The 26,538-nt window shown below is 34.8% G+C and carries 22 protein-coding genes and 1 riboswitch; of the genes, 11 read left to right on the plus strand and 11 right to left on the minus strand.

All coding sequences use genetic code 11. The features are described 5' to 3' along the window. Positions 1 to 253: 253 nt before the first annotated feature. Positions 254 to 1,987: a phospho-sugar mutase gene (locus tag AQ616_RS00620; RefSeq protein WP_077596979.1), complete on the minus strand. Its 1,734-nt coding sequence runs from the start codon at positions 1,985 to 1,987 to the stop codon at positions 254 to 256. A gap of 184 nt (positions 1,988 to 2,171) precedes the next feature. Here AQ616_RS00620 and AQ616_RS00625 point away from each other — a divergent pair, with 184 nt between their 5' ends. Then, a complete protein-coding gene (locus tag AQ616_RS00625; RefSeq protein WP_069684767.1) occupies positions 2,172 to 3,266 on the plus strand; it encodes an AI-2E family transporter in 1,095 nt (364 codons plus the stop codon). Between the two features lie 17 nt (positions 3,267 to 3,283). After that, on the plus strand, positions 3,284 to 3,472 hold the full coding sequence (locus tag AQ616_RS00630) for an SE1832 family protein (RefSeq protein WP_017798258.1): 189 nt from the start codon (positions 3,284 to 3,286) through the stop codon (positions 3,470 to 3,472). A 126-nt stretch (positions 3,473 to 3,598) separates the two neighbouring features. On the opposite strand, the gene AQ616_RS00635 is transcribed toward AQ616_RS00630, so the two are convergent. Beyond that, the gene (locus tag AQ616_RS00635) at positions 3,599 to 5,401 is read right to left on the minus strand and encodes a cation:proton antiporter (RefSeq protein ID WP_017798259.1); all 1,803 of its coding nucleotides are present in this window, start codon (positions 5,399 to 5,401) and stop codon (positions 3,599 to 3,601) included. 220 nt (positions 5,402 to 5,621) lie between these two features. Between AQ616_RS00635 and recQ the strand changes: the two genes are divergently transcribed. Next, entirely contained in the window at positions 5,622 to 7,769 is a 2,148-nt protein-coding gene (gene recQ / locus AQ616_RS00640; protein ID WP_017798260.1) for a DNA helicase RecQ, read from the plus strand. A 167-nt stretch (positions 7,770 to 7,936) separates the two neighbouring features. On the opposite strand, the gene AQ616_RS00645 is transcribed toward recQ, so the two are convergent. Then, positions 7,937 to 9,178, minus strand: coding sequence for an aminopeptidase (locus AQ616_RS00645; protein WP_017798261.1), 1,242 nt, complete (start codon positions 9,176 to 9,178; stop codon positions 7,937 to 7,939). 194 nt (positions 9,179 to 9,372) lie between these two features. Between AQ616_RS00645 and AQ616_RS00650 the strand changes: the two genes are divergently transcribed. Further along, the gene (locus AQ616_RS00650) at positions 9,373 to 9,699 is read left to right on the plus strand and encodes a winged helix-turn-helix transcriptional regulator (RefSeq protein WP_069684768.1); all 327 of its coding nucleotides are present in this window, start codon (positions 9,373 to 9,375) and stop codon (positions 9,697 to 9,699) included. A gap of 52 nt (positions 9,700 to 9,751) precedes the next feature. Here AQ616_RS00650 and AQ616_RS00655 read toward each other — a convergent pair whose 3' ends face one another. The 3 genes from AQ616_RS00655 to megL all read right to left on the minus strand — a co-directional run bounded on the left by AQ616_RS00655 (position 9,752) and on the right by megL (position 13,104). After that, the gene (locus tag AQ616_RS00655) at positions 9,752 to 10,267 is read right to left on the minus strand and encodes an acyl-CoA thioesterase (protein ID WP_017798263.1); all 516 of its coding nucleotides are present in this window, start codon (positions 10,265 to 10,267) and stop codon (positions 9,752 to 9,754) included. Between the two features lie 43 nt (positions 10,268 to 10,310). Continuing rightward, positions 10,311 to 11,750 (minus strand): cardiolipin synthase, encoded by a 1,440-nt coding sequence (cls, locus tag AQ616_RS00660; RefSeq protein WP_017798264.1) that lies wholly within the window; start codon positions 11,748 to 11,750, stop codon positions 10,311 to 10,313. Positions 11,751 to 11,940: 190 nt separating this feature from the next. Beyond that, positions 11,941 to 13,104 carry a methionine gamma-lyase gene (gene megL / locus AQ616_RS00665; RefSeq protein ID WP_069685078.1) on the minus strand — a complete coding sequence of 388 codons (1,164 nt, stop codon included), beginning with the start codon at positions 13,102 to 13,104 and terminating at the stop codon, positions 11,941 to 11,943. A gap of 284 nt (positions 13,105 to 13,388) precedes the next feature. Between megL and rarD the strand changes: the two genes are divergently transcribed. The 4 genes from rarD to AQ616_RS00685 all read left to right on the plus strand — a co-directional run bounded on the left by rarD (position 13,389) and on the right by AQ616_RS00685 (position 18,394). After that, complete coding sequence (gene rarD / locus AQ616_RS00670; RefSeq protein ID WP_069684769.1) at positions 13,389 to 14,303, plus strand: EamA family transporter RarD; 915 nt, start codon at positions 13,389 to 13,391, stop codon at positions 14,301 to 14,303. 87 nt (positions 14,304 to 14,390) lie between these two features. Next, positions 14,391 to 14,500: riboswitch (SAM riboswitch) on the plus strand. A gap of 104 nt (positions 14,501 to 14,604) precedes the next feature. Further along, complete coding sequence (locus AQ616_RS00675) at positions 14,605 to 16,275, plus strand: O-acetylhomoserine aminocarboxypropyltransferase/cysteine synthase family protein (protein WP_017798267.1); 1,671 nt, start codon at positions 14,605 to 14,607, stop codon at positions 16,273 to 16,275. Between the two features lie 512 nt (positions 16,276 to 16,787). After that, positions 16,788 to 17,717: an SGNH/GDSL hydrolase family protein gene (locus AQ616_RS00680; protein WP_069684770.1), complete on the plus strand. Its 930-nt coding sequence runs from the start codon at positions 16,788 to 16,790 to the stop codon at positions 17,715 to 17,717. 11 nt (positions 17,718 to 17,728) lie between these two features. Beyond that, entirely contained in the window at positions 17,729 to 18,394 is a 666-nt protein-coding gene (locus AQ616_RS00685; RefSeq protein WP_017798269.1) for a YpmS family protein, read from the plus strand. Between the two features lie 216 nt (positions 18,395 to 18,610). Here the strand turns inward: AQ616_RS00685 and AQ616_RS00690 are convergent, their stop codons facing one another. After that, a complete protein-coding gene (locus tag AQ616_RS00690) occupies positions 18,611 to 19,174 on the minus strand; it encodes a hypothetical protein (RefSeq protein ID WP_017798270.1) in 564 nt (187 codons plus the stop codon). A gap of 225 nt (positions 19,175 to 19,399) precedes the next feature. Here AQ616_RS00690 and AQ616_RS00695 point away from each other — a divergent pair, with 225 nt between their 5' ends. Continuing rightward, positions 19,400 to 21,022 carry an ABC-F family ATP-binding cassette domain-containing protein gene (locus AQ616_RS00695; RefSeq protein ID WP_017798271.1) on the plus strand — a complete coding sequence of 541 codons (1,623 nt, stop codon included), beginning with the start codon at positions 19,400 to 19,402 and terminating at the stop codon, positions 21,020 to 21,022. A gap of 585 nt (positions 21,023 to 21,607) precedes the next feature. On the opposite strand, the gene AQ616_RS00705 is transcribed toward AQ616_RS00695, so the two are convergent. Together AQ616_RS00705 and AQ616_RS00710 are read right to left on the minus strand one after the other, a co-directional pair. Beyond that, positions 21,608 to 22,552: an NAD-dependent epimerase/dehydratase family protein gene (locus AQ616_RS00705; RefSeq protein ID WP_017798273.1), complete on the minus strand. Its 945-nt coding sequence runs from the start codon at positions 22,550 to 22,552 to the stop codon at positions 21,608 to 21,610. 29 nt (positions 22,553 to 22,581) lie between these two features. Further along, a complete protein-coding gene (locus AQ616_RS00710) occupies positions 22,582 to 23,772 on the minus strand; it encodes a glycine C-acetyltransferase (RefSeq protein ID WP_069684772.1) in 1,191 nt (396 codons plus the stop codon). Positions 23,773 to 23,963: 191 nt separating this feature from the next. Here AQ616_RS00710 and AQ616_RS20010 point away from each other — a divergent pair, with 191 nt between their 5' ends. Next, positions 23,964 to 24,098 carry a hypothetical protein gene (locus AQ616_RS20010; protein WP_272030268.1) on the plus strand — a complete coding sequence of 45 codons (135 nt, stop codon included), beginning with the start codon at positions 23,964 to 23,966 and terminating at the stop codon, positions 24,096 to 24,098. A gap of 77 nt (positions 24,099 to 24,175) precedes the next feature. On the opposite strand, the gene AQ616_RS00715 is transcribed toward AQ616_RS20010, so the two are convergent. Then, complete coding sequence (locus tag AQ616_RS00715; RefSeq protein WP_069684773.1) at positions 24,176 to 24,931, minus strand: 3D domain-containing protein; 756 nt, start codon at positions 24,929 to 24,931, stop codon at positions 24,176 to 24,178. A 363-nt stretch (positions 24,932 to 25,294) separates the two neighbouring features. Between AQ616_RS00715 and AQ616_RS00720 the strand changes: the two genes are divergently transcribed. Continuing rightward, entirely contained in the window at positions 25,295 to 25,450 is a 156-nt protein-coding gene (locus tag AQ616_RS00720) for a DUF1540 domain-containing protein (protein ID WP_017798277.1), read from the plus strand. 201 nt (positions 25,451 to 25,651) lie between these two features. On the opposite strand, the gene AQ616_RS00725 is transcribed toward AQ616_RS00720, so the two are convergent. Next, positions 25,652 to 26,527 (minus strand): DUF1002 domain-containing protein, encoded by an 876-nt coding sequence (locus tag AQ616_RS00725; protein ID WP_017798278.1) that lies wholly within the window; start codon positions 26,525 to 26,527, stop codon positions 25,652 to 25,654. Positions 26,528 to 26,538 lie beyond the last annotated feature (11 nt).

Consider the following 26,538-nt stretch of genomic DNA (forward strand, 5'->3'; position numbering starts at 1 on the left):
AGACTTAAAGTGAAGGGATACGGACGATTACTCACCGCAATCAACACATTAGTAAAAAAGCACAAAAAAACGAGACCTTTACCTACTAATGGTAAAGGTCTCGCTAACAACGGTCGTTGCCATATAAAGCCGGAGAATTGATCTCGTAATGACGACTTTAAATGTACAGCTACTCCCCTTTAATTTGCTTTAAGTATACACTTATTAAATACTTTTTTTCTTCATCTGTCAATATAAAGAAGTAAACCTACAATTAATCAATAATACCATTAACTCGCTCTTCCAATGATTCTTTAAGCGCCAATAAACGTTGGTGACTATCTTCTGCATTTGTTCCACGTACACCATAATAATATTTAATTTTCGGTTCCGTCCCAGATGGACGGAAACATACCCAACCATCATCTTGTAACAAATACTTAATCATATTTTCTTTTGGCAGTGTAATGGTTTCTTGCTTTTCCTCTAAAGTTAAAGTACGGATAGAACTAGAGTAGTCTTCGATAGTAGTCACCTGCATTCCGCCAATTTCAACGAAAGGGCTTTCTCTAATCGAGGTTAATATCTCCTCTATTTGTTCCGAACCTTCTTGTCCTTTCAATGTTAAAGAAGTCATGCCCTCTAGATAGTATCCATATTTTTCATATAGTAAATCTAATGCATCAAATAATGTTTTTCCTTCCTTCTTCCAATAATATGCCATTTCAGTTGCCATCATTGCTGCCTGTACAGCATCTTTATCCCGTGCAAAGCTACTGATTAAATACCCGTAGCTTTCTTCAAATCCAAATAGGAAAGTTTCGCCTGTCATATCGTATTGGTTGATCTTTTCCCCAATATATTTAAAGCCTGTCAAAGTATCAATTGACCCTACTTGGTTTGCTTCCGCAATTGCACGTCCCATTTCTGTTGTTACAACTGTTTTAATCATACGAGGTTTCACCGTTTTAGTCTTATCAATGTGCTTAACGATATAATCGAATAATAGTACACCAAGTTGATTACCAGTTAGCACTTGATATTCATCATCTGAATTTTTCACTGCTACACCAAGGCGATCTGCATCTGGATCCGTACCTAATAAAATATCGGCGTTTGTTTGTTTTCCTAAATCAATAGCTTTGGAAAATGCTTGATGCTCTTCTGGATTCGGTGATTTGACCGTTGAAAACTCTGGATCGGGTTGGGCTTGCTCTTCGACAACAGCCACTTTAGAGAAGTGAAGCTGTTGAAGTCCTTTTGTTACTAAATCATACGCAGTACCATGTAATGGCGTAAATACGACCTGTAAATCCTTGTCATTTTGCTGTTCTTCTGTTGATAGTTGAGTTATTTCATGTAATTTTTCCAAATAAGCAATATCTACTTCATCGCTTAACCACGTTAACTTTCCTTGTTCTTCTACTTGTGCTTGCTCTAATGTCGGAACTGTTAATTCATCTTCCGTTTGCTGTATTGATTCTACAATCAACTGCGCTTCTGATGGAACAATTTGCGATCCATGTTCATTATAGACTTTAAATCCATTATATTCGGGTGGATTATGACTAGCAGTAATCATAATCCCTGCTGCAGTATTTAAGTGGCGGACTGCAAAAGATAATAAAGGAGTTGGTCGTAAAGATTCAAATACATATGTATGTATGCCGTAGTATCCCAATACTTTAGCGGATTCAATTGCAAATTCTTTAGACATATACCGAGAATCATAAGCAATAACAATACCTCGATTTTTTGCATCACTACGATTAGTTAACAAATAATCTGCAAGTCCATTAACTGCTTTTCTTACTGTATAAATATTCATACGATTGGTTCCCGCTCCAAGAATTCCTCGCATCCCCGCTGTACCAAACGATAATTCTTGATAAAAAGCATCTTTCAACGCATCCTTATCATTCTTTAGTTTATTTAAATTTGATTTTAATGATTCATCTAATGTTGTAAACATATTCCACTTTTCAAACATTTTTTCCCAGTTCTTCACAGGCGTATCCTCCCAAATGACGATATGCAAAAATTTTAGCATACTTTTGCAGCTATTACTATTACTCTCGTTTAGTGTTATTTAAAATCGGTAATTACTAGATAATAAGAAAATAATCTTTCTAATCCATGTAAAAAGATGTAAAATAATACTAATCATAGACGATATAGAAAGTAGTGATGTTATGTCGCACAAGCGATGGTTTCAAGTGTTAATGTTCTTTATACTCTTGTTTCTGCTGATTCTGTTAATTTCGCAGACAAGTTTTATTTTCACACCTTTACTGCAATTAATTGGTGCAGTAGCCCTTCCTATTATAGGTGCAGGAATTTTATATTATCTAACCAAACCTGTAATGAATTTTTTAGTGAAACGAAAAGTTCCTAAAATCCTCTCCATCGTAATTGTGTTTCTGTTAATTATATCTGTGATTGCGTTGTTTGTTTTATTCATCTGGCCAATCGCTCGTGATCAAGCCAATCGATTAATTGATAGCATTCCTGGTATGATTAAAATGGTAGAAGATTTTATTTCCTACTGGCAGCAAAATTACTCCAGTATTCCGGATCAAGTGATCTCTGCAATCAATGATTTTGCACAAGATATTCCTGCGTATCTAGAAAATGCAACAAGTAATATTTTTGGATTTTTAGGAGCATTTATTGGGCAGCTTGTTAGCATTGTACTAGGTGTAATCCTTATTCCATTTTTCTTATTCTTTATGTTAAAGGATGGGCATAAATTAGTTCCATTTATCACTCAATTATTTAGTGAAAAGAAAGCAAAAAATATTCAAAGCCTACTTAATAAAATTGATAAAGTGTTAACATCGTTTATTCAAGGTCAATTATTAGTGAGTTTAGCTGTAGGTATATTACTATTAATTGGATATTTGATTATTGGATTACAATATTCAGTCATTCTAGCATTATTTGGAATGTTGATGAATGTAATTCCATTTTTAGGACCATACATTGCCGTGATACCAGCTTTACTCGTTGGAGCATTCCAAGACCCTATGAACCTTTTGTGGGTAGCTATTATTATGTTAGTCGCACAGCAAATTGAAAGTACACTGATTTCACCGAATGTAATGGGACAGGTATTAAATCTACATCCATTAACGGTTATTACAACCATTTTAGCAGCGGGTAGCATTGCAGGATTTATTGGAATTCTATTTGCCGTACCGATTTATGCAGTATTTAGAACGATAGCAATTCATTTTTATCAGACGTATGTCAAATCCAAAAAAGAAAAACAAGACGCGCTTATTTAGGAAAGGGGAAGTTCCATTTGAACACTCGTCAAGAACTTGAGGCAAAACTAGATGAACTTAAATCAGATTATGTACGAATTCAAAGTGACCTGGATAAGTTAGAGTACGTAAAAGGAAGAGTATCCTCTGCAGAAGAACAATTAATCCGTTTAGAAAATGAAATTGCCGAAGTTAATCGTCAACTAGATGAACTTCCGACGAATTAACTTACGAGCTGCCTATCTTTGGCAGCTCTTTTTCTTTCTACTTTAATGTTAGCTAATATTAATGAATATCAAAATTAAAAACTCCTTAGGATAACCAAATATTGGCTTTCCCTAAGGAGTTTATATTTAATCATTACTCTGCTTTGTTAGACTAACAATCACGTCACCTGATACTGGAACAGTTCGCATCTCTTCAGAGAAGAACTTAAGTTGTCCAGAAGGTTTAATTAAAAATAAGAATACCGTATCTGGATCTTTCTTTTCCTTATAGTGATCGAATGTAAATTGCTCCGATAAAGTTGTTCTTCTTACCGTAAATCCATCTTCTACCTTCTCCACGAGTTCTTCTAATGAGAACTTTTTATTAAATAAAATTCGCCCGCCTACTTTCGATACCACTCCAGTAGAGTAACCATCTTCAAAATGCGTATAAGGACTAACTTTAAATACATTTGTCCTTCCATATTCAGGCATAAACGTTGTACAGATAAGAGAGTTATATGCATGATCATTTGTTACGGTTAGTAAATACTCATAAGGTATCGTATCGAGATGATGCTCTGTTTGTTCTGATAGCATACTACCGTGATAAACATGTAATCCGGCACTTCGGGCTGGAGCTAGATCTTCCCAGGAAGAACTTACAATAATTGCTGGGTACTTTGCCTCTCCTAGGGATTTTGCAAGTTCAATGGTAAATGGGTTACTCCCAACAATTAAAGCTCCTGGATTTCCTTCATTTGATAATCCAAGTTTTTTCGATAACCAACCAATAGAAAATCCATGTGCAACAACGGTAAATATAACAAGTGCAAACGTAAGTGCTGTTAGAATAGAAGCATCCTCGTATCCTGAATCGCTTAGCACATTTGCAAAATAACCTGATACCGTTAATGCAACAATTCCACGTGGCGCAATCCAGCCAAGTAGTGTCTTTTCATTTAAACTTAGGCCGGTTCCAATAGTCGATAAGAATATAGACAATGGACGAACTGCAAACATCATAAGAAGAACATATAAGATAATATTTGGACTAAATATTTGCATAATGGTTTCCCTGTCTAATGAAGCAGTTAACATGATAAATATAGTCGAAATAAGTAAAACGGATATATTTTCTTTAAAATGACGCATATCAGAAATTGAACTAATTCCCATATTTGCTAACGTTATACCCATTGCTGTTACAGACAGTAATCCTGTTTCATGCATTACTTCATCTGCAAGCGTAAAGCATAGGAGGACGACAACTACAATTGCAGGTGATTTTAGAAATTCAGGGATATGTCCCATTTCAAACATCCATCCAAGTCCTTTACCAAGCACGTAGCCGATGAACACAGCAAACAACGAAGCTGCGAAGAACAATACTAATTGCATTGCATCAGGGTTTGCTGCCGTTAAAAAGGTGATAATTTCAAATGCAAACACTGCTAAAAGTGCACCAATCGGGTCTACAATAATCCCTTCCCATTTTAAAATCTTAGCAGGACGAGCTTTCAATTTCGCTTGACGGAGTAGTGGCATTATAACAGTTGGACCTGTTACAACAAATAAACCACCAATGACAAACGCTACTGCCCAAGATAGACCAGCTATATAATGAGCCGTTAACGACCCTAGTATCCATGCAATAAAGGCTCCAATCGTGGATATGCGAAATACAGGCCTTCCTATTCCACGCAACTCTTTAAAGCTTAAATTCAAACTACCTTCAAATAGTATAATTGCTACAGCAGCTGAGATGAGTGGACTATAAAGCGCTCCAAAATCCTCTTCTGGATTAATAACTCCAAATATTGGACCAACCGCTAACCCTGTAACCGACATTACGACGATGGCAGGTAATCGGTAGCGCCATGCAATCCATTGAGATGCTATACCAAGCACTCCGATTAACATTATTTCAAATAATAGAGAAGGAACCATACATTACCCTCCTTTTTTCTTTTTTGATATAAAAACATTTTATATATGTCGGGATGATATGTAAATAAATTTAGCGCGGACGATTTATTTAGATAATGTAAACTGGTTTAAATCAGTCTTGTGTATTAAAGTTCTTTCTAAACATAGAAAACTTTACTTTCTTCATTACAAGTTCTACGATAGGTTATAGATATACTTTTTTATAAAGGAGTCGGAAAACATGCAAGAACAAGTGCAACTATTAGAAAAATATTTCGGCTATCAACAATTCCGACCTGGTCAAGATGCAGCAATTTCTTCCGTTATTCAGCATCAAAACACTTTAGCGATTATGCCAACAGGTGGCGGGAAATCAATATGTTATCAAATACCAGGATTATCAATGAATGGTACTTCTATTATCATATCTCCGCTTATTTCCCTAATGAAAGATCAAGTGGATGCTTTAGAAGCTCTTGGAATTTCCGCAACATACATTAATAGTTCGATTTCTACGCAAGAACAAAACAAACGGCTTTACGGCATGCAAGCCGGCAAATATGATTTTGTCTATGTGGCTCCGGAAAGATTTGAGTCTGATTATTTTATACAAGCGATTAAACGAACTTATCTTTCATTAATAGCGTTTGATGAAGCACATTGTATTTCACAATGGGGACACGATTTTAGACCAAGTTATCGTTCAATTATTCCTAATATCACACGTTTACCACATATTCCTGTAATAATGGCATTAACTGCTACCGCTACAAAAGAAGTCATTCGTGATATACAACAACTTTTACATATATCCGATGAACATACTGTACATACAGGCTTTGAACGCAAAAATCTTTCCTTCCATTTGGTTAAAGGAAAGAACAAACAAGATTATATTCATTCCTATTTAAAAGAACATCAAGATGAATCAGGGATTATATATGCTGCTACCCGCAAACAAGTAGATAGTATCTATGAATTATTACATAAAGCAGGTTATCATGTATCCAAATACCATGCTGGATTATCCGAGAAAGAACGACAAGAAGAACAAATGTCTTTTATTCATGATAAAACTACCATTATGGTCGCTACAAATGCATTTGGAATGGGTATTGATAAGTCTAATGTGCGTTTTGTTATCCATTACGCGATGCCAATGAACATTGAGTCTTACTACCAAGAAGCTGGTAGGTCTGGTAGAGATGGAGAACCAAGCGATTGTATTTTGCTCTATTCTCCACAGGATGTACAATTACAAAAATTTTTAATTGAACAATCCGATATGGAGGAAGAAGCACAACAAAAGGAATATAGAAAACTTCAATCTATGACGAATTACTGTCATACGCACAGCTGTTTAAATTTGTATATTTTAGATTATTTCCAGTCTGAGCAGGATAATGCATCAGCTACGTGTAATCGTTGTAGTAATTGTACCGAACGCAAAGAAAAATTAGATATAACAGAAGAAGCGCAAATGATTCTTTCATGTGTAAAACGGTTGGAAGAACGATTTGGAGTTAGCATCACTTCGAAGGTACTTAAAGGCTCTAAAGATAAAAAGATTATGGGATTCCGACTTCAAAAACTTACTACTTATGGCATTATGGCTAAGTACACAGAAAAACAAATAACGGAACAAATTCATTTCTTAATTGCTGAAAACCTTTTATCCATAGAAGAAGGCAGATTCCCCTTATTAAAACTAAACAAGAATTCTGTTGAGGTGCTGAAGGGAAAACGTAAAGTTACCATGTTTTCTAGTCCTATCCCAACTAATGAATCTGTCGATTATAATACCTCTTTATTCGAGGAATTACGCAATAAACGTAAGGAACTTGCCCAGCAATTAGAACTACCTCCATATGTTTTATTCTCTGATACATCTTTAAAAGATATGGCAAGATATTTCCCTACTAATAAAGAAGACATGTTATCTATAAAAGGTGTTGGAGAGAAAAAATGGGATCAATATGGTGAGGATTTCTTAGAAATCATCCTTAATTGGAAAGAAAATAATCCTACTATAAAGCAACCAATTCCAATTAACCGTTCTACGAGAAACGTACAAACAATAAAAGACGATCGACCTTCTCATATTATAAGCCATCAATTATTTTATAGTGGCAAAACGATTCCTGAAATTGCCTCTATACGTGAACTATCAGAAACAACGGTAGAGACACATTTATTTAAAGCTGGTAAAGAAGGTTATCCTTTATCATGGAGTTTTTTCCTTTCTGATAAAGAAGAACAAGCAATACTTGCAACGTATGAAGAAATAGGAGAGTCTAAATTGAAACCTATTAAAGAAGCACTATCTGAAGAATTGAGTTACACGAAAATCAAAGCCGCTCTCATTAAAAATGATCTATTTGAAGTATAATTAAGGCTTAGAATTAAGCTGCTGTAATGTGAATAAGATAAATAGGCGACTTCTTTGGGAAAAGCACAAGTCGAATGGTTGAGCCATATCCAAGGAAATCGCCTATTTTTCTAACCTTCAATACTATGTTTAAGTAAGGTAAAACCTATTGTTTTGGTACTCAATGATTATCCTTTAATATTAAGTGCCCATGTTCCGTTTCTAAATACAGGCTCCGTCGTACCATCTGCTTTTACACCATCAATATCCATTTGTTCAGAGCCAATCATAAAGTCAACATGAATAAGACTATCGTTTACACCATGCTTATCTAATTCATCCAAATCCATTGAAGAACCGCCTTTTAAGTTTGTTGGATATGCTTTACCTAAAGCTATATGACAAGACGCATTTTCATCAAATAATGTATTATAGAAGATTAATCCTGATTGAGATACTGGTGATTCATGTGGTACTAACGCTATTTCTCCTAAACGTAGTGCTCCTTCATCCGAATCTAGCAAATGTTTTAAAACAGCTTCTCCTTGCTCTGCTTTAAAATCAACAACTTTTCCATCTTTAAAAGTTAATGTAAAATTATCAATTAAACTTCCGCCATAATTTAATGGCTTTGTACTAGAAACCGTTCCATTTACACCATATTTATGTGGTAGAGAAAACACTTCCTCAGTAGGCATATTTGGATTAAAACTAACTCCTGTTTCTGCTTCTGCAGATCCACCTTTCCATATATGGCCATCAGGTAGCTCCATCTCTAAATCTGTTCCTGGCGCTTTAAAAATTAACTTTTTGTATTCTTTATCATTTAAAACTTCACGAGCTGTCTTCAATGTTTCATTGTGCTGATCCCATGCTGCAACCGGATCTTCCTGATCTACTCGAACAATCTTTAATATTGCTTCCCATAAACTTTCCACTGCATCCGTTTCCGATTTATCAGGAAAAATTTTCTTTGCCCATGCTTTTGATGGGATTGAAATAATCGTCCAAGGAATTTTATCATTCATGGTATACTTTCGGAAGTTCACCATTGCTTGGGCAGAAGCTTTATTTGCTTTAGCCACTTTAGATGGGTCTATGTCTTTTAACAAATCTGGGTCAGTTGCGCGAATATTGACTACTGCCGCACCATCTTCTGCAAATGAATCATGCAATTTCACTTTCCATTCTGGATAGTGCTCAATGACCTCGTCCGGCGCGTTCTGATACTTTAATAAAGTTAACTCATCATCCATCCAATTAATATGTACATCTTTAGCACCTAATTCGTAAGCCTTACGAGCAACAATTCGTGTGAAATCAGCGCCTTCTATTGGAGCATTAATCATAACTGCTTGTCCTTTTTGTAGATTAACCCCTTTTTTTAATGTTAATTCCGCATATTTTTCTTGTGTATGTGTACTAATCATTGTCTAACCTCCACAAAGTTATCTATAATCTATCATCCTTTCTATTATTTCACATTCAACGGAAAATTGCCAAAATTTATATTCGTGCATAAGATAGCGTCACATTTACTATCATATCCGTTTATGTTATTCTTGATTCAACGATTACTTTTTGTAATTAATGTTTAGGAATTATATAGATTGAGGTGAACACGATGGATCAGCAGCTTTGTCCGCGTTTTGAAAAAGCGATGGGATTATTAAGTACAAGATGGGTCGGTTTAATCTTGTTTGAGTTATTAAAAGGAGCAAAGCGTTTTTCCGAAATGGAAGCCGATTTACCAATCAGTGGAAGGTTACTTTCTGACCGTTTAAAACTTCTTGAAAAAGAAGGAATTGTTGAACGAAATATTTATTCCGAATTTCCTGTTCGTATTGAATATTCACTTTCACCAAAAGGTAAAAATTTAGAACCTGTCATTCAAGAAATTCAGAAATGGGCTGACCAGTATGTATCAGCTGATGAATTAGAACAACACTAAAATGGATGCAAGCTTCGAAGAAGTCTGCATCCGTTTTTTAATACTATACTATTTATTTTTCCGTACGGTAGGTTGTCCCAAAAGTTTCTGCGAGTTTTTTTGAATTAAGTCTTCTCTCTTCACGACGATTTGCTCGTAGAGGTGCACTTTCATGCAGCATCTTTTCATCATCATTTTCTGGATATACAGGAGGAACCGAGATCGGTTTTCCATTTTCATCAATTGCTACAAATGTCATAAATGCGGTTGTACAAGCTTTTCTTTTACCTGTTTTTATATCTTCTGTAATCGCACGAATAAATACTTCCATAGAAGTCTTATGTGTCCATGTTACAAATGCTTCGATAGAAATGTATTGTCCAACTCGGACCGGTGCTAGAAAGTCTACTGAATCTGTAGATGCCGTTACTACAGGATTATTAGCATGCTTCACAGCGGCAATTCCCGCTATATCATCTAAATGTGCCATTAGTTTTCCACCAAATAATGTATCGTAAGGATTTGTATCAGGTGGAAGTACGTGTGTCGTCTTTATTGCTAGAGATGCCGAACAAGGTTTTGCTTTCATTCAAATTCACTCCTATTATGCTTTTTCATTATGTTGTATATTTTTACAAGACAGGCGAGATCAATCTGGAAATAGATTCTTTAAACCGTATTCCTATAGATCTTTGTTCATAAAGTTTCATTGTCATTTGTGTTGATTTTTCTAAATCTGTATCGAACTTATTTAATAACCGGTCCACCACTTCAGAGTCATATAAAAATGCATTCACTTCAAAATTAAGTCGGAAACTACGTACATCGATATTAGCTGTACCAACTGAAGCTATTCTACCATCTACAATAATTGTTTTAGCATGCAAGAATCCATTCTGATAAATAAAAATTTCTGCCCCAGCTTGAATCAAATCACCACAATACGATAATGTCGCCCAATACACAAATGGATGATCGGGTTTGTTTGGTATCATAATTTTAACATGTACTCCAGATAATACAGCGATTTTTAATGCATCCCTTAAGCTTTCATCCGGAATAAAATAAGGAGTTTGGATATAAATATACTCATTTGCCTCCATAATCATTTTAATATAACCATTTTTGATTTGTTCATATTCCGAATCGGGACCACTAGTAACAATTTGCATGCCGACATTTCCAGCAGAAAGTGTTTCATAATAACTTTCATTATATGAAATATTATCCCTCGATGCTTGATTCCAATCTAAAATAAAACGGGTTTGCATACTTTGTACCGCATCCCCTATTACACGAAGATGAGTATCTCTCCAATAACCAAATTTCTTATTAATCCCTAAATATTCATCCCCTACATTAAAGCCACCTAAATATCCAATATATCCATCAATAATAGCTAGTTTACGGTGATTTCGATAATTAATTTTAAAATTAACTATAAATCGAGATGGAAAAAATGCTTCGACCATCACTCCAGCTTTTTTCAATCGTTTTATATAACTGCTTTTTAACGACCTTGAACCCATATCATCGTACAGGACTCTCACTTCTACACCTTCATTTACTTTTTTAATCAACATATCAGCAAGTCGATTTCCTAAACCATCACTTCGCATAATATAGTATTGAATATGTACATGTTTTTTCGCATTTTCAATATCCTCTAACAAAGCATCAAACTTCGATTGACCATCTGTAAAAATATCGACGCCATTATTTTGCGTATAAATTGCTTCATCATTTTTCAAATGTAAATATACGAGATCCTTATGTTCGATAAGGTCTGGTTGGTTAAATTCAAATTGATTTTCTTCTAAAAGCCTTAATTGAGATTGGACTGTTGTTTTTACACCTAGCCGACTCTTCTTATCCCACGAAAAAATCTTCCTATTACTAATTGGCTTTCCAAATATCAAATAAAGAAAGAAACCGAGGATTGGTATAAATAAAAGGACCATCACCCATGCCCAAGAGGACGTAGGGTCTTTACGTTCAAGAAAAATAATAGAAATAGCTAATGCAATATTAAGAATAAATGTTAGTCCTAATAACAAAGAAGTTATTCCCATAGCCATTGCCCCCTAACTAAACAAACACTATACTTTCTAATAATAGCACAGAATTGCTTTTCTAGATAATACCTCTAAGTTCTTTACTGCTCTTTATCTTATATATTGTTCCCAAGTCGATACACATTAAAAAAGAAGTATCTACCAACATTTAAGTCAGTAGAATACTTCTTAAATTGTTATACCCAATTTAAATGTTATCAAGTGCTTGTTGAATATCTTCCCAAATGTCTTCCCATGCTTCAATTCCAACCGAAAGCCTTAATAAGGATTCAGTTATTCCCATCTTTGCTCGTTCCTCAACCGGAATAACGGCATGTGTCATAGAAGCTGGATGTTCCATTAATGATTCCGCATCTCCTAAGCTAACCGCTATTTTTATAAAGTTAAGATTATTTAACACTTGTTGCGCTTCTTTCTTTCCACCTTTGACTTCAAACGCAAGGACGCCTCCTGCGAACTTCATTTGTTTATTGGCAATCTCAACATTAGAAAAATCAGGATCACCAGGATAATAAACGTTTTTTACTGCTTTGTGTAATTTTAGTTGTTGAACTATTTTTTCTGCATTACTACTATGTCTATCCATTCGTATTGGTAATGTTTTTAGTCCTCGAATCAATAGCCACGCATCAAAGGGAGACAAAACTCCCCCAATATCTTTTTGCGTAGTTAAGGCAATTGTATCCATTATCTCTTTTTTTCCAACTGCAAGCCCCGCAATTACATCACCATGCCCCCCAATATACTTCGTAGCACTATGAATGACAAAATCACATCCTAATTCTAACGGCCGCTGTAAATATGGGGACGAAAAAGTATTATCAACTACTACTGGCAGTCGATATTTCTTAGCTACATTCACAACTAATTCTAAGTCAATTACTTGCATGGTAGGATTAATGGGCGTCTCTACATAAATTAATGCAGTATCTTTGGTTATCTGGTCTTCCAATTCCTTTTCGGATAACATAGTGGAGTAATCGGTTCTAATGTTATACTTTTCTTCCATCATAGATAACAAACCATACGTACAGCCATATAATCCTGAAGAGCAAATAATGTGATCATTGGCTTTTGTTAATGCAAGTAAAATAGCGGATACGGCTGCCATCCCAGATGAAAAAGCTAATCCTCGCTCTCCACCTTCTAATGCTGCAATCCTCTCCTCCAAAATGCGTACAGTTGGATTACCTAAACGTGAATAAATATACCCTTCCTCTTCTGCAGCAAACCGTGCTTCCCCCTGTTCTGCTGAGTCAAATGTATATGTTGATGTTTGGAATATTGGAGGTGTCAAGCTCCCAAGCATCTGTGTTGAATCGTAACCTTCATGGATAACTGACGTTTCCATATGTTTATATGACTTTTTTTTCACCAAAATCCCCCTCTTTTATATTGGTTTTCCACCCTAATTAATAATAAAAAAGCTGAACACCAGCATTCGTGTCCGTCCAAGCTCTTGTACAGTCTTATTTAGTTTTTACAGACGATTAATCATCGTCAAATACAATAATAAAGTATTTACAACATTTATGAAAGCGTTTTCTTTATCATGAATTCAAATAATTGATTCTCTTCAAAAATCCATCTATTATTAGATAAAACTCAATGTACTTATAGAAAGAAGGAAAAAATATGGGGAATAAATCATCATTTCAGCAAGGTATGATTCTTGCATTTAGTGCATACTTACTCTGGGGATTTCTACCAATCTATTGGAAACAAATTGACACAATTGAAGCAGGAACTATTCTTGCACACCGTATTATTTGGAGTTGTGTATTTATGATTTTGCTTGTAATGATGTCTGGAAAATGGCGGGCTTTTGTACATACGATAAAGCATATGAAGCAAGATCGAAAAAAAATCATTTCCATCACCTTAGCATCGATTGTAATTACACTAAATTGGTTTTTGTTTATATTTGCCGTCAACGGAGGACACGTTCTACAAGCTAGTTTAGGCTACTATATTAATCCAATTTTAAGTATATTATTGGGATTAATCATTCTAAAAGAACCATCAACCAAAGCGCAGATATTCTCATTTATTCTTGCTGGAGCAGCAGTAATTTATCTTACATTAGGGTATGGGATCTTCCCATGGATATCGATATTTTTAGCTGCTTCTTTCGCCATTTATGGTTTCATCAAGAAGACCCTAGATCTCAGTGCAATGTTTGGGCTTACGTTAGAAACACTTGTTATGACACCATTTGCATTATTATATATATGGTTAGCTCCTCAAGCACAAGGATTTTCATTAAATCCTATCTTGACCGTGGAAAATCTATTTTTAATAGGTGGAGGCATTGTTACTGCTATTCCTTTGCTTCTATTTGCTGCGGGGGCAAGAAGAATACCGCTCGCTTCTGTTGGATTCTTACAGTATGTTGCACCGACTGTGATGTTCTTTCTTGGCGTATTTCTATATAAAGAATCCTTTACTACTCACCATATGATCACATTTTTATTTATTTGGTTAGCACTAGCAATTTATATGTATAGCTTATATAAACAATTACCCCGCAAGCGAGGGAAAAAGCATTGATTATATGAATTTTAAAATAATTATAAATTTACTGTTGACAATCAATAAGAAAACAAGATATACTTTATAACAATTTAATAAGCAAATCTCTTATCAAGAGTGGTGGAGGGAATAGGCCCTGCGAAACCCGGCAACCTGTGGCAATTTTGCTATTGAAAGGTGCTAAATCCTACAGACAATTGTCTGGAAGATAAGAGGAGGTTCGGTTTTATAAAGACAAAGTCCTCTTCTTATGAAGGGGGCTTTTTTTTTAATCCTTCTCTTATTACTTTAAAAATAATAATTTCAAGGAGGAAATACGATGTCTAAATTTCAATCATTACAAGCAGAAACTATCTTACTTCATGGTGGGCAAGAACCAGATCCATCAACTGGATCACGTGCAGTTCCAATATATCAAACTACATCCTATGTGTTTCGAGATACCGAACATGCACAAAATTTATTTGGTTTAGCAGAACCAGGAAATATTTATTCACGTATTATGAACCCAACTGTAGATGCTTTCGAACAACGAATTACTCAACTAGAAGATGGTATTGGCGCTGTTGCTACATCATCCGGTATGGCTGCGATTACGTTAGCAATTCTTAATATTGCTGGTTCTGGAGATGAAATTGTTGCAGATAGCAACTTATACGGAGGTACATTCAATCTATTTGCTAATACCCTTCCACGTTACGGAATTAATGTAAAATTTGTAGATGGTACAGATCCTCAAGCAATTGAAGATGCTATTACAGAAAAGACAAAGGCAGTTTTTGGTGAAATTATAACCAACCCTAGCCTCTATGTATTTGATGTTGAAAAAGTTGCTGAAGTAGCACATAAGCATGGTGTACCGTTAATTATTGATAATACCTTTGCTACACCTTATGTAACAAAGCCATTAACTTGGGGTGCAGATATTGTTGTTCATTCCGCAACTAAATGGATTGGGGGGCATGGAACAACCATTGGTGGTGTTGTCGTCGATAGTGGTCGGTTTGATTGGAATAACCAACGTTTCCCGGACTTTGTAAAACCTGATGAAAGTTATAATGGGTTAAAATACGTTGATCTTGGTGCGGAGGCATATATTACAAAGCTTCGAGTGCAGTTATTACGTGATATTGGAGCATCCCTTAGCCCACAAAATGCCTTTCTGTTACTGCAAGGATTAGAAACATTACACTTACGCATTAAACGACATACGGATAATGCATTACAATTAGCAAACTATTTACAAGCACATCCAGCTGTCGAATGGGTGAATTATCCAGGATTAGAAGAGCATCCATCTCACGAACTGGCAGGTAAATATTTAAAACAAAGCTTCGGATCTATTATTACTTTCGGAATATCTGGTGGTAGAGAAGCAGGTCGAACATTAATAGATAATGTTTCATTATGGTCACATGTTGCAAATGTAGGAGATGCCAAATCTCTCATTATTCATCCGGCATCTACCACTCATCAACAATTAAACGAAGATGACTTAGCATTAAGTGGTGTAACAGAAGAATTAGTACGATTATCCGTAGGTCTTGAGTCTATCGATGATATTATCGCTGATCTTGACCAAGCAATTGAAAAGGCTACTGGTAAATCACGTACAAATAAACCATCTCAAGAGGAAGTTGCAGTACAATGGTTACTTCAATCTCCATTTGATCGAAGCAATGGAGTGAGAAAAAAAGTAATAGCTACGCTTCAAATAGACCAAGATCAAATAGCACCGCTTAAAACACTAGGATATGAAATATTGCCGGTGACATCTTTAAGTGATCTTAATACAGAAGTTGATGCTATTTGGATTGATGAGACAATACCGTCTATCGAAGGAGTAGTACCTACAAATACGATTGTTTTTGCATCGGATAATCAATCTGCGCAATTAAAAAATAATATTGTGATAACCAATCAATCTCCAGCAAAAATCGCACTACAACTTCGTAATGGTCAAGAGACGAAACAACCAATCAAATTATAATTAGCTCTAAAATGTGTTTATGTTTCATTTTATAAGGGTATTAAAATATATATAAGATAAGGAGCCTTCCATAATGAAGGCTTTTTTTTTTGAAAAGATAAGAGTATAAAAATTGGGAATTCCTATCGTTCATAGAAAGATAAGGCCACTTCTAGCTCCATCAACCAGCAACGGCGACTTCACGAAATTGCCCTACGAAGACTGCCGAATGGCGTGGTCGCACTTATACCCTTGGGTGAAAGTCATCATCGGTTGTCACCTTACCGTGTCCTTTATCTTAAAGAAAAAAAGGAAGTTCGACCATTGTCGAACCATCCTTAAAAAAACAGGGAGGCACTCGCTACGTTGCTAAACGGTCGCTTGTGCTTTTATTCCTATAAATTGTTGGTTTAGGTTATCAATAAATGGATTAAACTATTATTATAAAAATCCATCTACTCCAGCCTTCTTCATAGACAAATCCATTTACTAATTCATAATATATAAGAAAAGAACTGCATAGGTGTGATTACATGAAAAACAAGAAAAAGATTATGATCTATAGCGGATTGGTTGCGTTAGTACTTCTTATTATAATTGGATTTATCTACCAATCTCAAGATCCATTTAAGCATCTTTCCTCCGACCAAATAGAGAAAGAAACAGCACTACAAAAACAAGTAGATCAAAATAAATCAAACAATCAACAAGACAATACGAATGACGAAACAGCTAATGAGAATGCAGAAGCCGAAGAAACATCAGGAAATCCCTTCCCCAAAGTTATCAATGAAGCTGTTCAGGGAACGATGAACTTCTTATCTACAGATGAAACACAAATCGTTGCTGTTGGTGATTCATTAACTCAGGGTGTTGGTGATGAAACCGAGCAAGGCGGTTATGTTGGCATTCTTGATAGAACAATAAATAGTACTGGATATAGTGCTGAATTTGATAACTTCGGAAAACGAGGTAACCGAACAGATCAACTGCTAGAAAGATTACGAAATGAACAAAATTTGATTGATGCCATTCAAGAATCAGATATTGCTTTAGTAACTATTGGTGCAAACGACATTATGCAAGTGGTTAAGGAAAATATCACAAGCTTAGATATTAATGATTTTCAAGTAGAACAAGTTCATTATGAGCAAAGGCTCCAAGATATTTTCACTGAAATCCGGGAAATTAATCCCGATTCTTATATATATTTAGTAGGGATTTATAATCCTTTTAAAAATTACTTTGAAGACATCCAAGAGCTTGATATGATCGTTAGTAACTGGAATGATACTGGAATCAGCATTACAGATGAATATGAAAATAGTACTTTTATACCAATTGAAGATTTATTTAATGATACAAATAATATTAACCTATATGCCGACGACAATTTCCACCCGAACTACGAAGGGTATTATAGAATTGCTGAACGAGTATTAAATTATATGTCAATTAGATAAGGATGAACATAATGAGAGAACGATTAAGAAGACTAAAAAAGATAAACAAGTGGAAAAAACTTTTCATAGGGTTATTTACCTTAAATATACTTTTGATAATTATCGTTCTTTCCCTCATCTTTTGGCCTGTATCGAATAATGAATACCCATCCTCAAATGATATAAATGAACAAGAAAGTTCCGAGTTTATTATTCGTACAACAAAACAAAATTTAAATAGTTTAGTAAATGCATATATCGAAAAATTACTTGAAGGGACAAATCATCATTATCGAATAGCACTTGAAGAAGATGTACATTTAATGGGAGAATTACCTGTATTCTCTTCCACGGTTCCTTTATCAGTTAGACTTGAACCACTAGTCCAACCGAACGGAGATCTGATACTCAAACAAAAATCAATATCTGTAGGTTTATTAGAGCTTCCGAACAAAAAAATTATGGAATATATGGGAAGATACTTACCAATGCCAGAATGGGTTACGATTAACCCAGAAGAGCAAGAAATCTATGTTGCAGTTACGGATATGGATATACAAGGAAACTTTCATGTATCTGTAGAAAACATTGACTTAGAGGCTAATAATATAGCACTTAAATTGAATGTGCCGTATGAAACACTTGGTATTCAACAACTAAACTCAGAATCATTACGAGGGCTTTATGAGGAAGACTAACCATTTATGCGTGCGATAGTGGATAGCCTGATTATTATAAAGCCACAGTGGAGACATTCTTCTCCTATATACTAAGCTTCATCATAATCTTGAAGTCTGGATATTCCTGCACGTCACATGCAGAATAAGACATAATAAAAAAGAACCTATGTTTTGGATAATCTATACCCCTTATATCACATTCTACACATAGGTTCTTTTTCTAATAAAATAATATTATAAAATAGATAATGAGTGCTTTTCTATATTCTTTTTTAAACCGCAGTAATCATCTAACGTTCCTTCGTATAATAGTTCAATACCTTGTAGTTCACGTAAATCAGATGGTGTGGTAAAATAAGGAGGCTTTTGGAACTTAAAAGATGAGATATGTTGTAGTACTGTTGCTACAAATTGAGAACAGAAATATGCTGATTTTCGATTAATTCTAATATGAAGCATTACTCCAAACAAACCAATAAAATTATAACGATATATATTTTGATTATTTTCTATATCTCTTATATGTTTTTTTATACTAAGATAATCTTCATTAGACACTTGAAAACGATAAATAGCACAAGGCGAATATCGCATAAATGGATTTCTAATATCTTCCTTTACGAAACCACCAATAAACGGATTATTAGGTTGTTTTCTCCCAAAACTGTATAATTCGGTTAATTCTTCATCAAATCCTATGGATACATGATTTAAAGGTTTTTTCGTATACAAATTTATCGCTCTCGAAAGATAACTCCCCGTGTCTGTAAATAGTAAATATACCGTCCTTTCACACATTCCTCTTACCCCCTTTTGCTTAGGACGCATCTCTTTGTATTACTATATACAAAAGTACCTAGTTGTACAAGTTAATTTTTAATATATTTATAATATTACTTTTAATTTATGCACCTTTACCTAAATATGCCTACACAATTTAACTATTTCTAAAGCCCTATCTTGCATTGTAGCTACAAATGACGTAAGCTGAATTTGATACTTTTTTTCTGGAGGCAATTAATAATGATTAACGTTACGAATGTTAGTTTACGATATGGAGATAAAAAACTTTTTGAAGACGTGAATTTAAAGTTTACACCAGGCAATTGCTATGGAGTGATTGGAGCAAATGGAGCCGGTAAATCAACTTTTCTTAAGATACTATCCGGTGAAGTGGAACCACAATCTGGTAATGTATCCATGGCACCTGGACAGAGATTAACTGTATTAAAACAGGATCACTTTGCATATGAGGAACATCCAGTTTTAGAAACTGTGCTTATGGGACATGAACGCCTATATAAAGTAAAGCAGGAAAAAGATGCGATTTATATGAAAGAAGATTTCTCTGAAGAAGACGGAATTCGTGCTGCTGAACTTGAAGGTGATTTTGCTGAGATGAATGGTTGGGAAGCAGAATCCGACGCAGCTGTATTATTAAAAGGTCTTGGTATTGATGAGTCCATTCACGACAAATTGATGGCAGATATTCCTGAAGAACAAAAAGTAAAAGTTCTTCTTGCACAAGCATTATTTGGTAATCCAGATATCCTATTATTGGATGAGCCGACAAACGGTTTGGATATTCAAGCAATTCAATGGTTAGAAGAGTTCCTTATTAACTTTGAGAATACAGTTATTGTAGTATCCCATGACCGACACTTTTTAAACAAAGTATGTACGCATATCGCAGATGTTGACTATGGAAAGATACAAATTTATGTTGGGAATTATGATTTTTGGTATGAATCTAGCCAACTTGCATCAAAAATGGCACAAGAAGCGAATAAGAAGAAAGAAGAAAAAATCAATGAATTAAAAGAGTTTATTGCAAGATTTAGTGCAAATGCTTCTAAATCAAAGCAAGCAACTTCACGTAAAAAAATGTTAGATAATATTACGCTAGAAGATATTAAACCATCTTCACGTAAATACCCTTATATTGCATTTACACCAGAAAGAGAAATTGGAAATGACTTGTTACAAGTACAAGGACTAACTAAATCCATTAACGGTGTAAAAGTTTTAGACAACATCAACTTTACGTTAAATCCAAATGATAAAGTAGCATTAATTGGTAAAAATGATATTGCCAATACTACGTTATTGCAAATTCTTGCTGGTGAATTAGAGCCGGATGAAGGTTCTTTTAAATGGGGAATTACCACTTCCCAATCCTACTTCCCGAAAGATAACTCGGAGTACTTCGAAGGAAGCAATTTACCATTAGTTGATTGGTTACGTCAGTATTCTCCAGAGGATGAAACAGAAACGTTCTTACGTGGGTTCTTAGGACGTATGCTATTCTCTGGTGAAGAAGCGAAGAAAAAAGCTAATGTATTATCCGGTGGGGAAAAAGTTCGTTGCATGCTATCTAAAATGATGCTTTCACATGCAAATGTGTTATTACTTGATGAGCCTACAAACCACTTAGATTTAGAATCCATTCAATCATTAAATAATGGATTAATCCGTTTTAAAGGTTCTATCATTTTCACGTCACATGACCATGAATTTATTAATAGTATCGCTAATCGTTTAATTGAAATTACACCATCTGGCATTATCGACAAAGAAATTTCTTACGATGAATACGCTCGTGATAAAGAACTACAAGATCGTATCCAAAAAATGTATGCATCATAAAATAATGTTTTTGAGATAGAGATATTTTACAATATGAAACACCTTCGATTTTGTACGTAACGCTTGTACCATTTCGAAGGTGTTTTTTTGATTGAATGGAAGAATGTATTCAAGTGAAGTTAACTGGGAGATGGTTTTTAGGAATATAATTACAGTATAAAATTCCTTGATTGCTCTTTCGAATGATTTTGGTTTATAGAGCATGTATATTAAACCCTTTTTACATTCACGTCTGTTAACCACTTTTTGCGATTTCCTCTTCTGTTTTGGTTTATAGAGCACGTCTGTTAACTACTTTTTACGATTTCCTCTTCTGTTTTGGTTTATAGAACACGTCTGTTAACTACTTTATACGATTTCCTCTTCTGTTTTGGTTTATAGAGCACGTCTGTTAACCACTTTTTGCGATTTCTCCATCTGTTTTGGTTTATAGAGCACGCTATGGAACAATTTAAGTTACATTCCTATTCAGATGTAAGTCAAGTCACCACCACAAAAATATTTTTCACTAATAAGAAAAAAGCCGCTTCATTCCAATTAATGAGGAAATAAAAGCGGCCTAACAAGCAGAGAAACTATTTTTTATTATACATTGATTTTTTTACGGACTTTACTTAACATATCTGTAGTCATACGATCGATATCATATTTGGCTTCAAATCCCCACTCAGCCGCTGCTGCATCAGCAGATATGGAATTCGGCCAACTATCTGCAATTGATTGACGAATAGGGTCAACAGAATAAGACATTTTAAAATCTGGGATATGCTTCTTAATCGCTTTAGCAAAATCTTCTGGTGCAGCTGAAATTGCTGCGATATTAAATGCATTACGGTGGACCAATTTGTTTGGATTAGCTTCCATTAATTTAACAATCGCATTTAATGCATCTGGCATATACATCATGTCCATATACGTTCCTTTTGAAATATACGACTCATAAGAACCTTTACGAATAGCTTCGTAATAGATTTCTACTGCATAGTCTGTTGTTCCGCCTCCTGGAGGAGCTACATATGAAATTAATCCTGGGAAGCGGACACCACGTGTATCTACACCAAAACGAGAATGATAATAATCACATAAAAGTTCTCCAGAAACTTTATTCACACCATACATTGTAGTCGGACGTTGCAATGTATCTTGTGGTGTTTGATCGCGAGGAGTTGATGGACCAAACGCACCAATAGAACTCGGTGTGAAAAATTTTAAATCTAATTCTTTGGCGGTCTCCAACGCATTTAATAATCCACCCATATTTATATCCCAAGCCATTTTAGGGAAAGCCTCTGCTTTAGCAGAAAGCAATGCGGCTAAATGCATTACTGAGTCTACTTTATGTTTTTTAGCAACATCAAATAATTGCTCGCCATTTGTTACATCAACTACTTCAAAAGGCCCTTGAAAATCGCCTTCTGGTTCTCTTAAATCTGTTGCAATAACTTTGTCGTCTCCATAGATACGACGGAGCATACCTGTTAACTCGGAACCAATTTGACCTAGGGCTCCTGTAACTAAAATCTTTTTCATAGTAAAAATCTCCTCTTACTTGTCATTCATTAAATAAGCTTCATTTCTTGCCCAATTTTTTTGTAAATGGCAATCGCATCATCAAGCATTTCTTTCGTATGTGCTGCTGTAGGCATATTTCTTACTCGGCCTGTTCCCCTTGGAACGGTTGGAAATACGATCGATTTTGCATATACGCCTTCCTCGTATAGACGTTTACTAAACTCTTGAGCTTTCTTCTCATCTCCAATAATACAAGGAGTTATTGGAGTTTCACTTTCACCGATATCGAATCCTAAGTCTTTAAGACCTTGTTTTAAGTAATCACCGTTTTTCCATAATTTTTCATTTAATTCCGTGCTTTCCATTAGCATTTCAATAGCTTTTTTACTTGCTACTGCGTCAGCCGGAGATACTGCAGTAGAGAACAAGAATGGACGTGAGCGTACTTTTAGCCAATCAATTAATGACTGTTTTCCAGCTACATAACCACCAATAACACCAATTGCTTTTGATAATGTCCCCATTTGCATATCTACTTTATCCTGCAAGCCAAAATGCTTAACCGTACCTGCTCCATCTCCGGTAACACCAGATCCATGTGCATCATCAACATACGTAATCAAATCAAATTCTTCAGCAATGTCTACAATTTCAGGAAGTTTTGCAATATCTCCATCCATTGAGAACACACCATCTGTAATTACCATAATTTTATTATATTGACCAGACTCTACTGCTTCCTTTGCTTTCTGGCGCAAATCATTCATATCCGAATGTTCAAACCGAATAATTTTTGCCTTCGATAAACGACATCCATCAATAATAGATGCATGATTAATGGAATCGGATAAAATGGCATCATTTTTATCCATAACAGCAGAAATTGCAGCCATGTTGCAATTAAAACCAGATTGATAAGCGATTGCTGCTTCTGTTCCTTTAAATTGAGCGATTTTCTTCTCTAACTCAATATGTAAATCTAAAGTTCCGTTAATAGTTCTTACAGCACCTGCTCCGACACCGTGAGAATCAATTGCTTTTTTGGCTACTTCCTTCATTTCATTATTAGTAGCAAGTCCTAGATAATTATTAGAAGAAAGGTTGACGAGTTTTTTCCCTTTAATTGTTATCTCAGGACCATTTGCTCCTTGCACTGTATCAATTTCATTATATAGTCCACGTTCTTTCAAATCAGAAATATTTTCTTGTAAAAATTGATCTAATTTACTACTTGTCATCTAAATCATCCTCCTTAAGAGTGAGAGAATTTATCAACCTCTCTCAGTTTACCATAAACCCATTAAAATGTTTAATCTTGCCCTATTATTACTGTCTATAATTACCTATTTAAAAATATGTTTTTTATGTAGAAAAGTCAGTTATTTTCCCTTATACTGAAAATAGGAAATTAACTTTGGGGGATAGCACCATGAGAAAGATACTACTCGCATTATTTATTTGTATTATTGTTACTGTCGGAGTTGTTGGTTATAACGGTTTGAGTGATGATCCAACTGAAGTAATTGAAGAAAAATCAACTCATTCAACCGAAATACAGCTTTAATATAATCTCTTGTTTTAAAATAACCAAAAAGGGGACCTTTATGAATAAAGGTCCCCTTTTTTTATGATTGACTATTATTAGTCTACAATAGTCACGTCTACTTGTTGTACACCATAGTTATTTGCTTCTTCTTTTGTTGGAACATGAAGATCGATTTTGTTACCGTTAATTGCGCTACCAATATCTGCAGCTGTTGCATAGCCGTATCCTTCAACATAAACTTCAGAACCTAATGGAATTACATTAGGATCAACTGCAACAACCTTAGCATTTGGATTGCTATTTAGATCAATGCCTGTGTATGTGACACCAGAACAACCATCGCATTTTGCTGTATAAGCTGTAGCTGACATAGAGATAGTTTCTCCCCCTGGTGCAGATTCTTCTGTTGATTCAGAAGCATTGCTTTCATCAGCTTCTGATTGATCCGAGGTATTTTGTTCTTGTTGCGGTGTTTCTTTATTCTCTTTAGTATCAAGTTCCCCTTTAATGGATAACTCTTGATCTATAACAATTAGATCAGTAGAAAGATTGTTCCACTCCTTAAGTTGAGCAACCTTGACATCAAACTCATCACTAATACTTGTTAACGTATCTCCACGCTCAACTGTATATATATTATTAAGATAAACCATATCCTTTGGATGAACTACGGTTGATTTTAAATCATTTATATCCATTAACTCTTCTACTGTTGTATCATATTGGTCTGCAATTTCCCAAAGACTTTCTCCGGGTTGGATTTCATGTTCTGTTGATTCAGCGGAAACTGTGGTTGCAGCCAAGCCTGTAAATACAATACTTGCTGATAACGCTGCTACTAGTTTTCTCATCTGATAACCTCCTTCAATTTTGACAAACTCTATCCTATCACAGGGGTAAGGAGAATACAGTTACAGGAGATTTAAGTGTAAGTTACAATAATTACGTTATACTCTAAAACTATTACAAATGTAATATAAATGATATATTCATATACTTATATATTCCTATTATGTCAAAACTTCTTTATTCAAGAAAAACTGTAATAATTAAAATTCTTTTTCTAATCATAATCTCATGCAAATAGTTAAGTGAAACTTCACCAGAATGATTAATTATATTAAGGGGTTAAATTTCTATTTATTATGAATATTTTGGTTGTATTGTATGAAATAAACAGTAGTTGCTAATGATAAAAAAGAGGAGGTGTTTTTATGGCAAAAGATGTACTTTGTGAAGTGAATAACTGTACGTATTGGGCTGTTGGAAACAGATGCATGGCTGATGCAATTTACGTGGTTAGTCATAAGGGTAGACAAGCTTCTACAAGTGAAGAAACGGATTGTAAAACGTTCGTTCCGAAAATTTAAATGTGTAGCTAAAACATTGCTTCTATCAACGTTAGCAGTTCGTAAGTAGAGATTCATTATCTCTACTTACGAACTGACTTTTCACTTTACGATTTTATACCATCCCCATTCTCACTTAGTAAATAAAAATAGCTGAAAAGATCATTGTCAACGATCCTTCCAGCTATTGTTTGTTCCAAAATTACTTTTAAAATCAATCAATTAACTAAATAAATTTCCTATAGAACGAAATAAATCCCTAAAGAAGTTCGCTACTTTATCCCAAAATCCTTCATCAAGCCCGAGATCTTCAGCTTTCTCAACAATGGAATTTGTAATGCTATCGAGTTGCTCCTTTACTGCTCCAAAATCTATTTCTAACTCTTTCATTTTATCAAATAAATCCACTAGCATTTGGCGATCTTGCTCGCTTAAGTTAATTTCTAATTTATTGAGTTGCTCACTTACAATTTGCTCTACATCTTCTCTTGTCGCTGGATTTTGTTCTGCAATCATTTTTTTTATTTCTGTTAATAAATTACTTACTTCCTCTTGATTGACATCACCATTGTCAACAAGATCAGTTGCAACATTCAGCTCTTCATTTGCTAATTCCATTCTTTCTTTATCTAATTGCTCTCCCTCTACATCGTAGGCTTTATAAATACCTGTAAGTGCAGAGTGGCCAGAAACTTGTACTGGTGAAACAACATTCACTGTCGCATCTTCAGCTCCTGCTGTAAGTAATGCATTCTCATACATCTCTGCTGTAACTTCTGTTATATTTTGCGGTGTAACGATGTTAACCTCTAATCCTGTCCCTTGTGATTCTAAGATAATTCCTGCAGAAGAATACATATTTGATCGTGGGTTACCGTTAATGTAGTCCGCGTAATCTTGCCCAGTTACATCATGCTCCTCAACCATTTCTTGATCTGATATATCTAATAACTCTCTTACCTCCGCACGTTGGCTATCCGTTAATTTGTCTCCATATATAATGATTGTAGTTGAATCTGCAGATACTGGCATTGCAAAACTTCCAAACAAGATTAATCCTAAAGCGATATACTTCATCATATTTAATGTAGTTTTCATTTTTTTCCCCT

The sequence above is a fragment of the Oceanobacillus sp. E9 genome (genome assembly GCF_001741975.1).
GTDB classification, from domain to species: Bacteria; Bacillota; Bacilli; order Bacillales; family Amphibacillaceae; genus Oceanobacillus; species Oceanobacillus kimchii.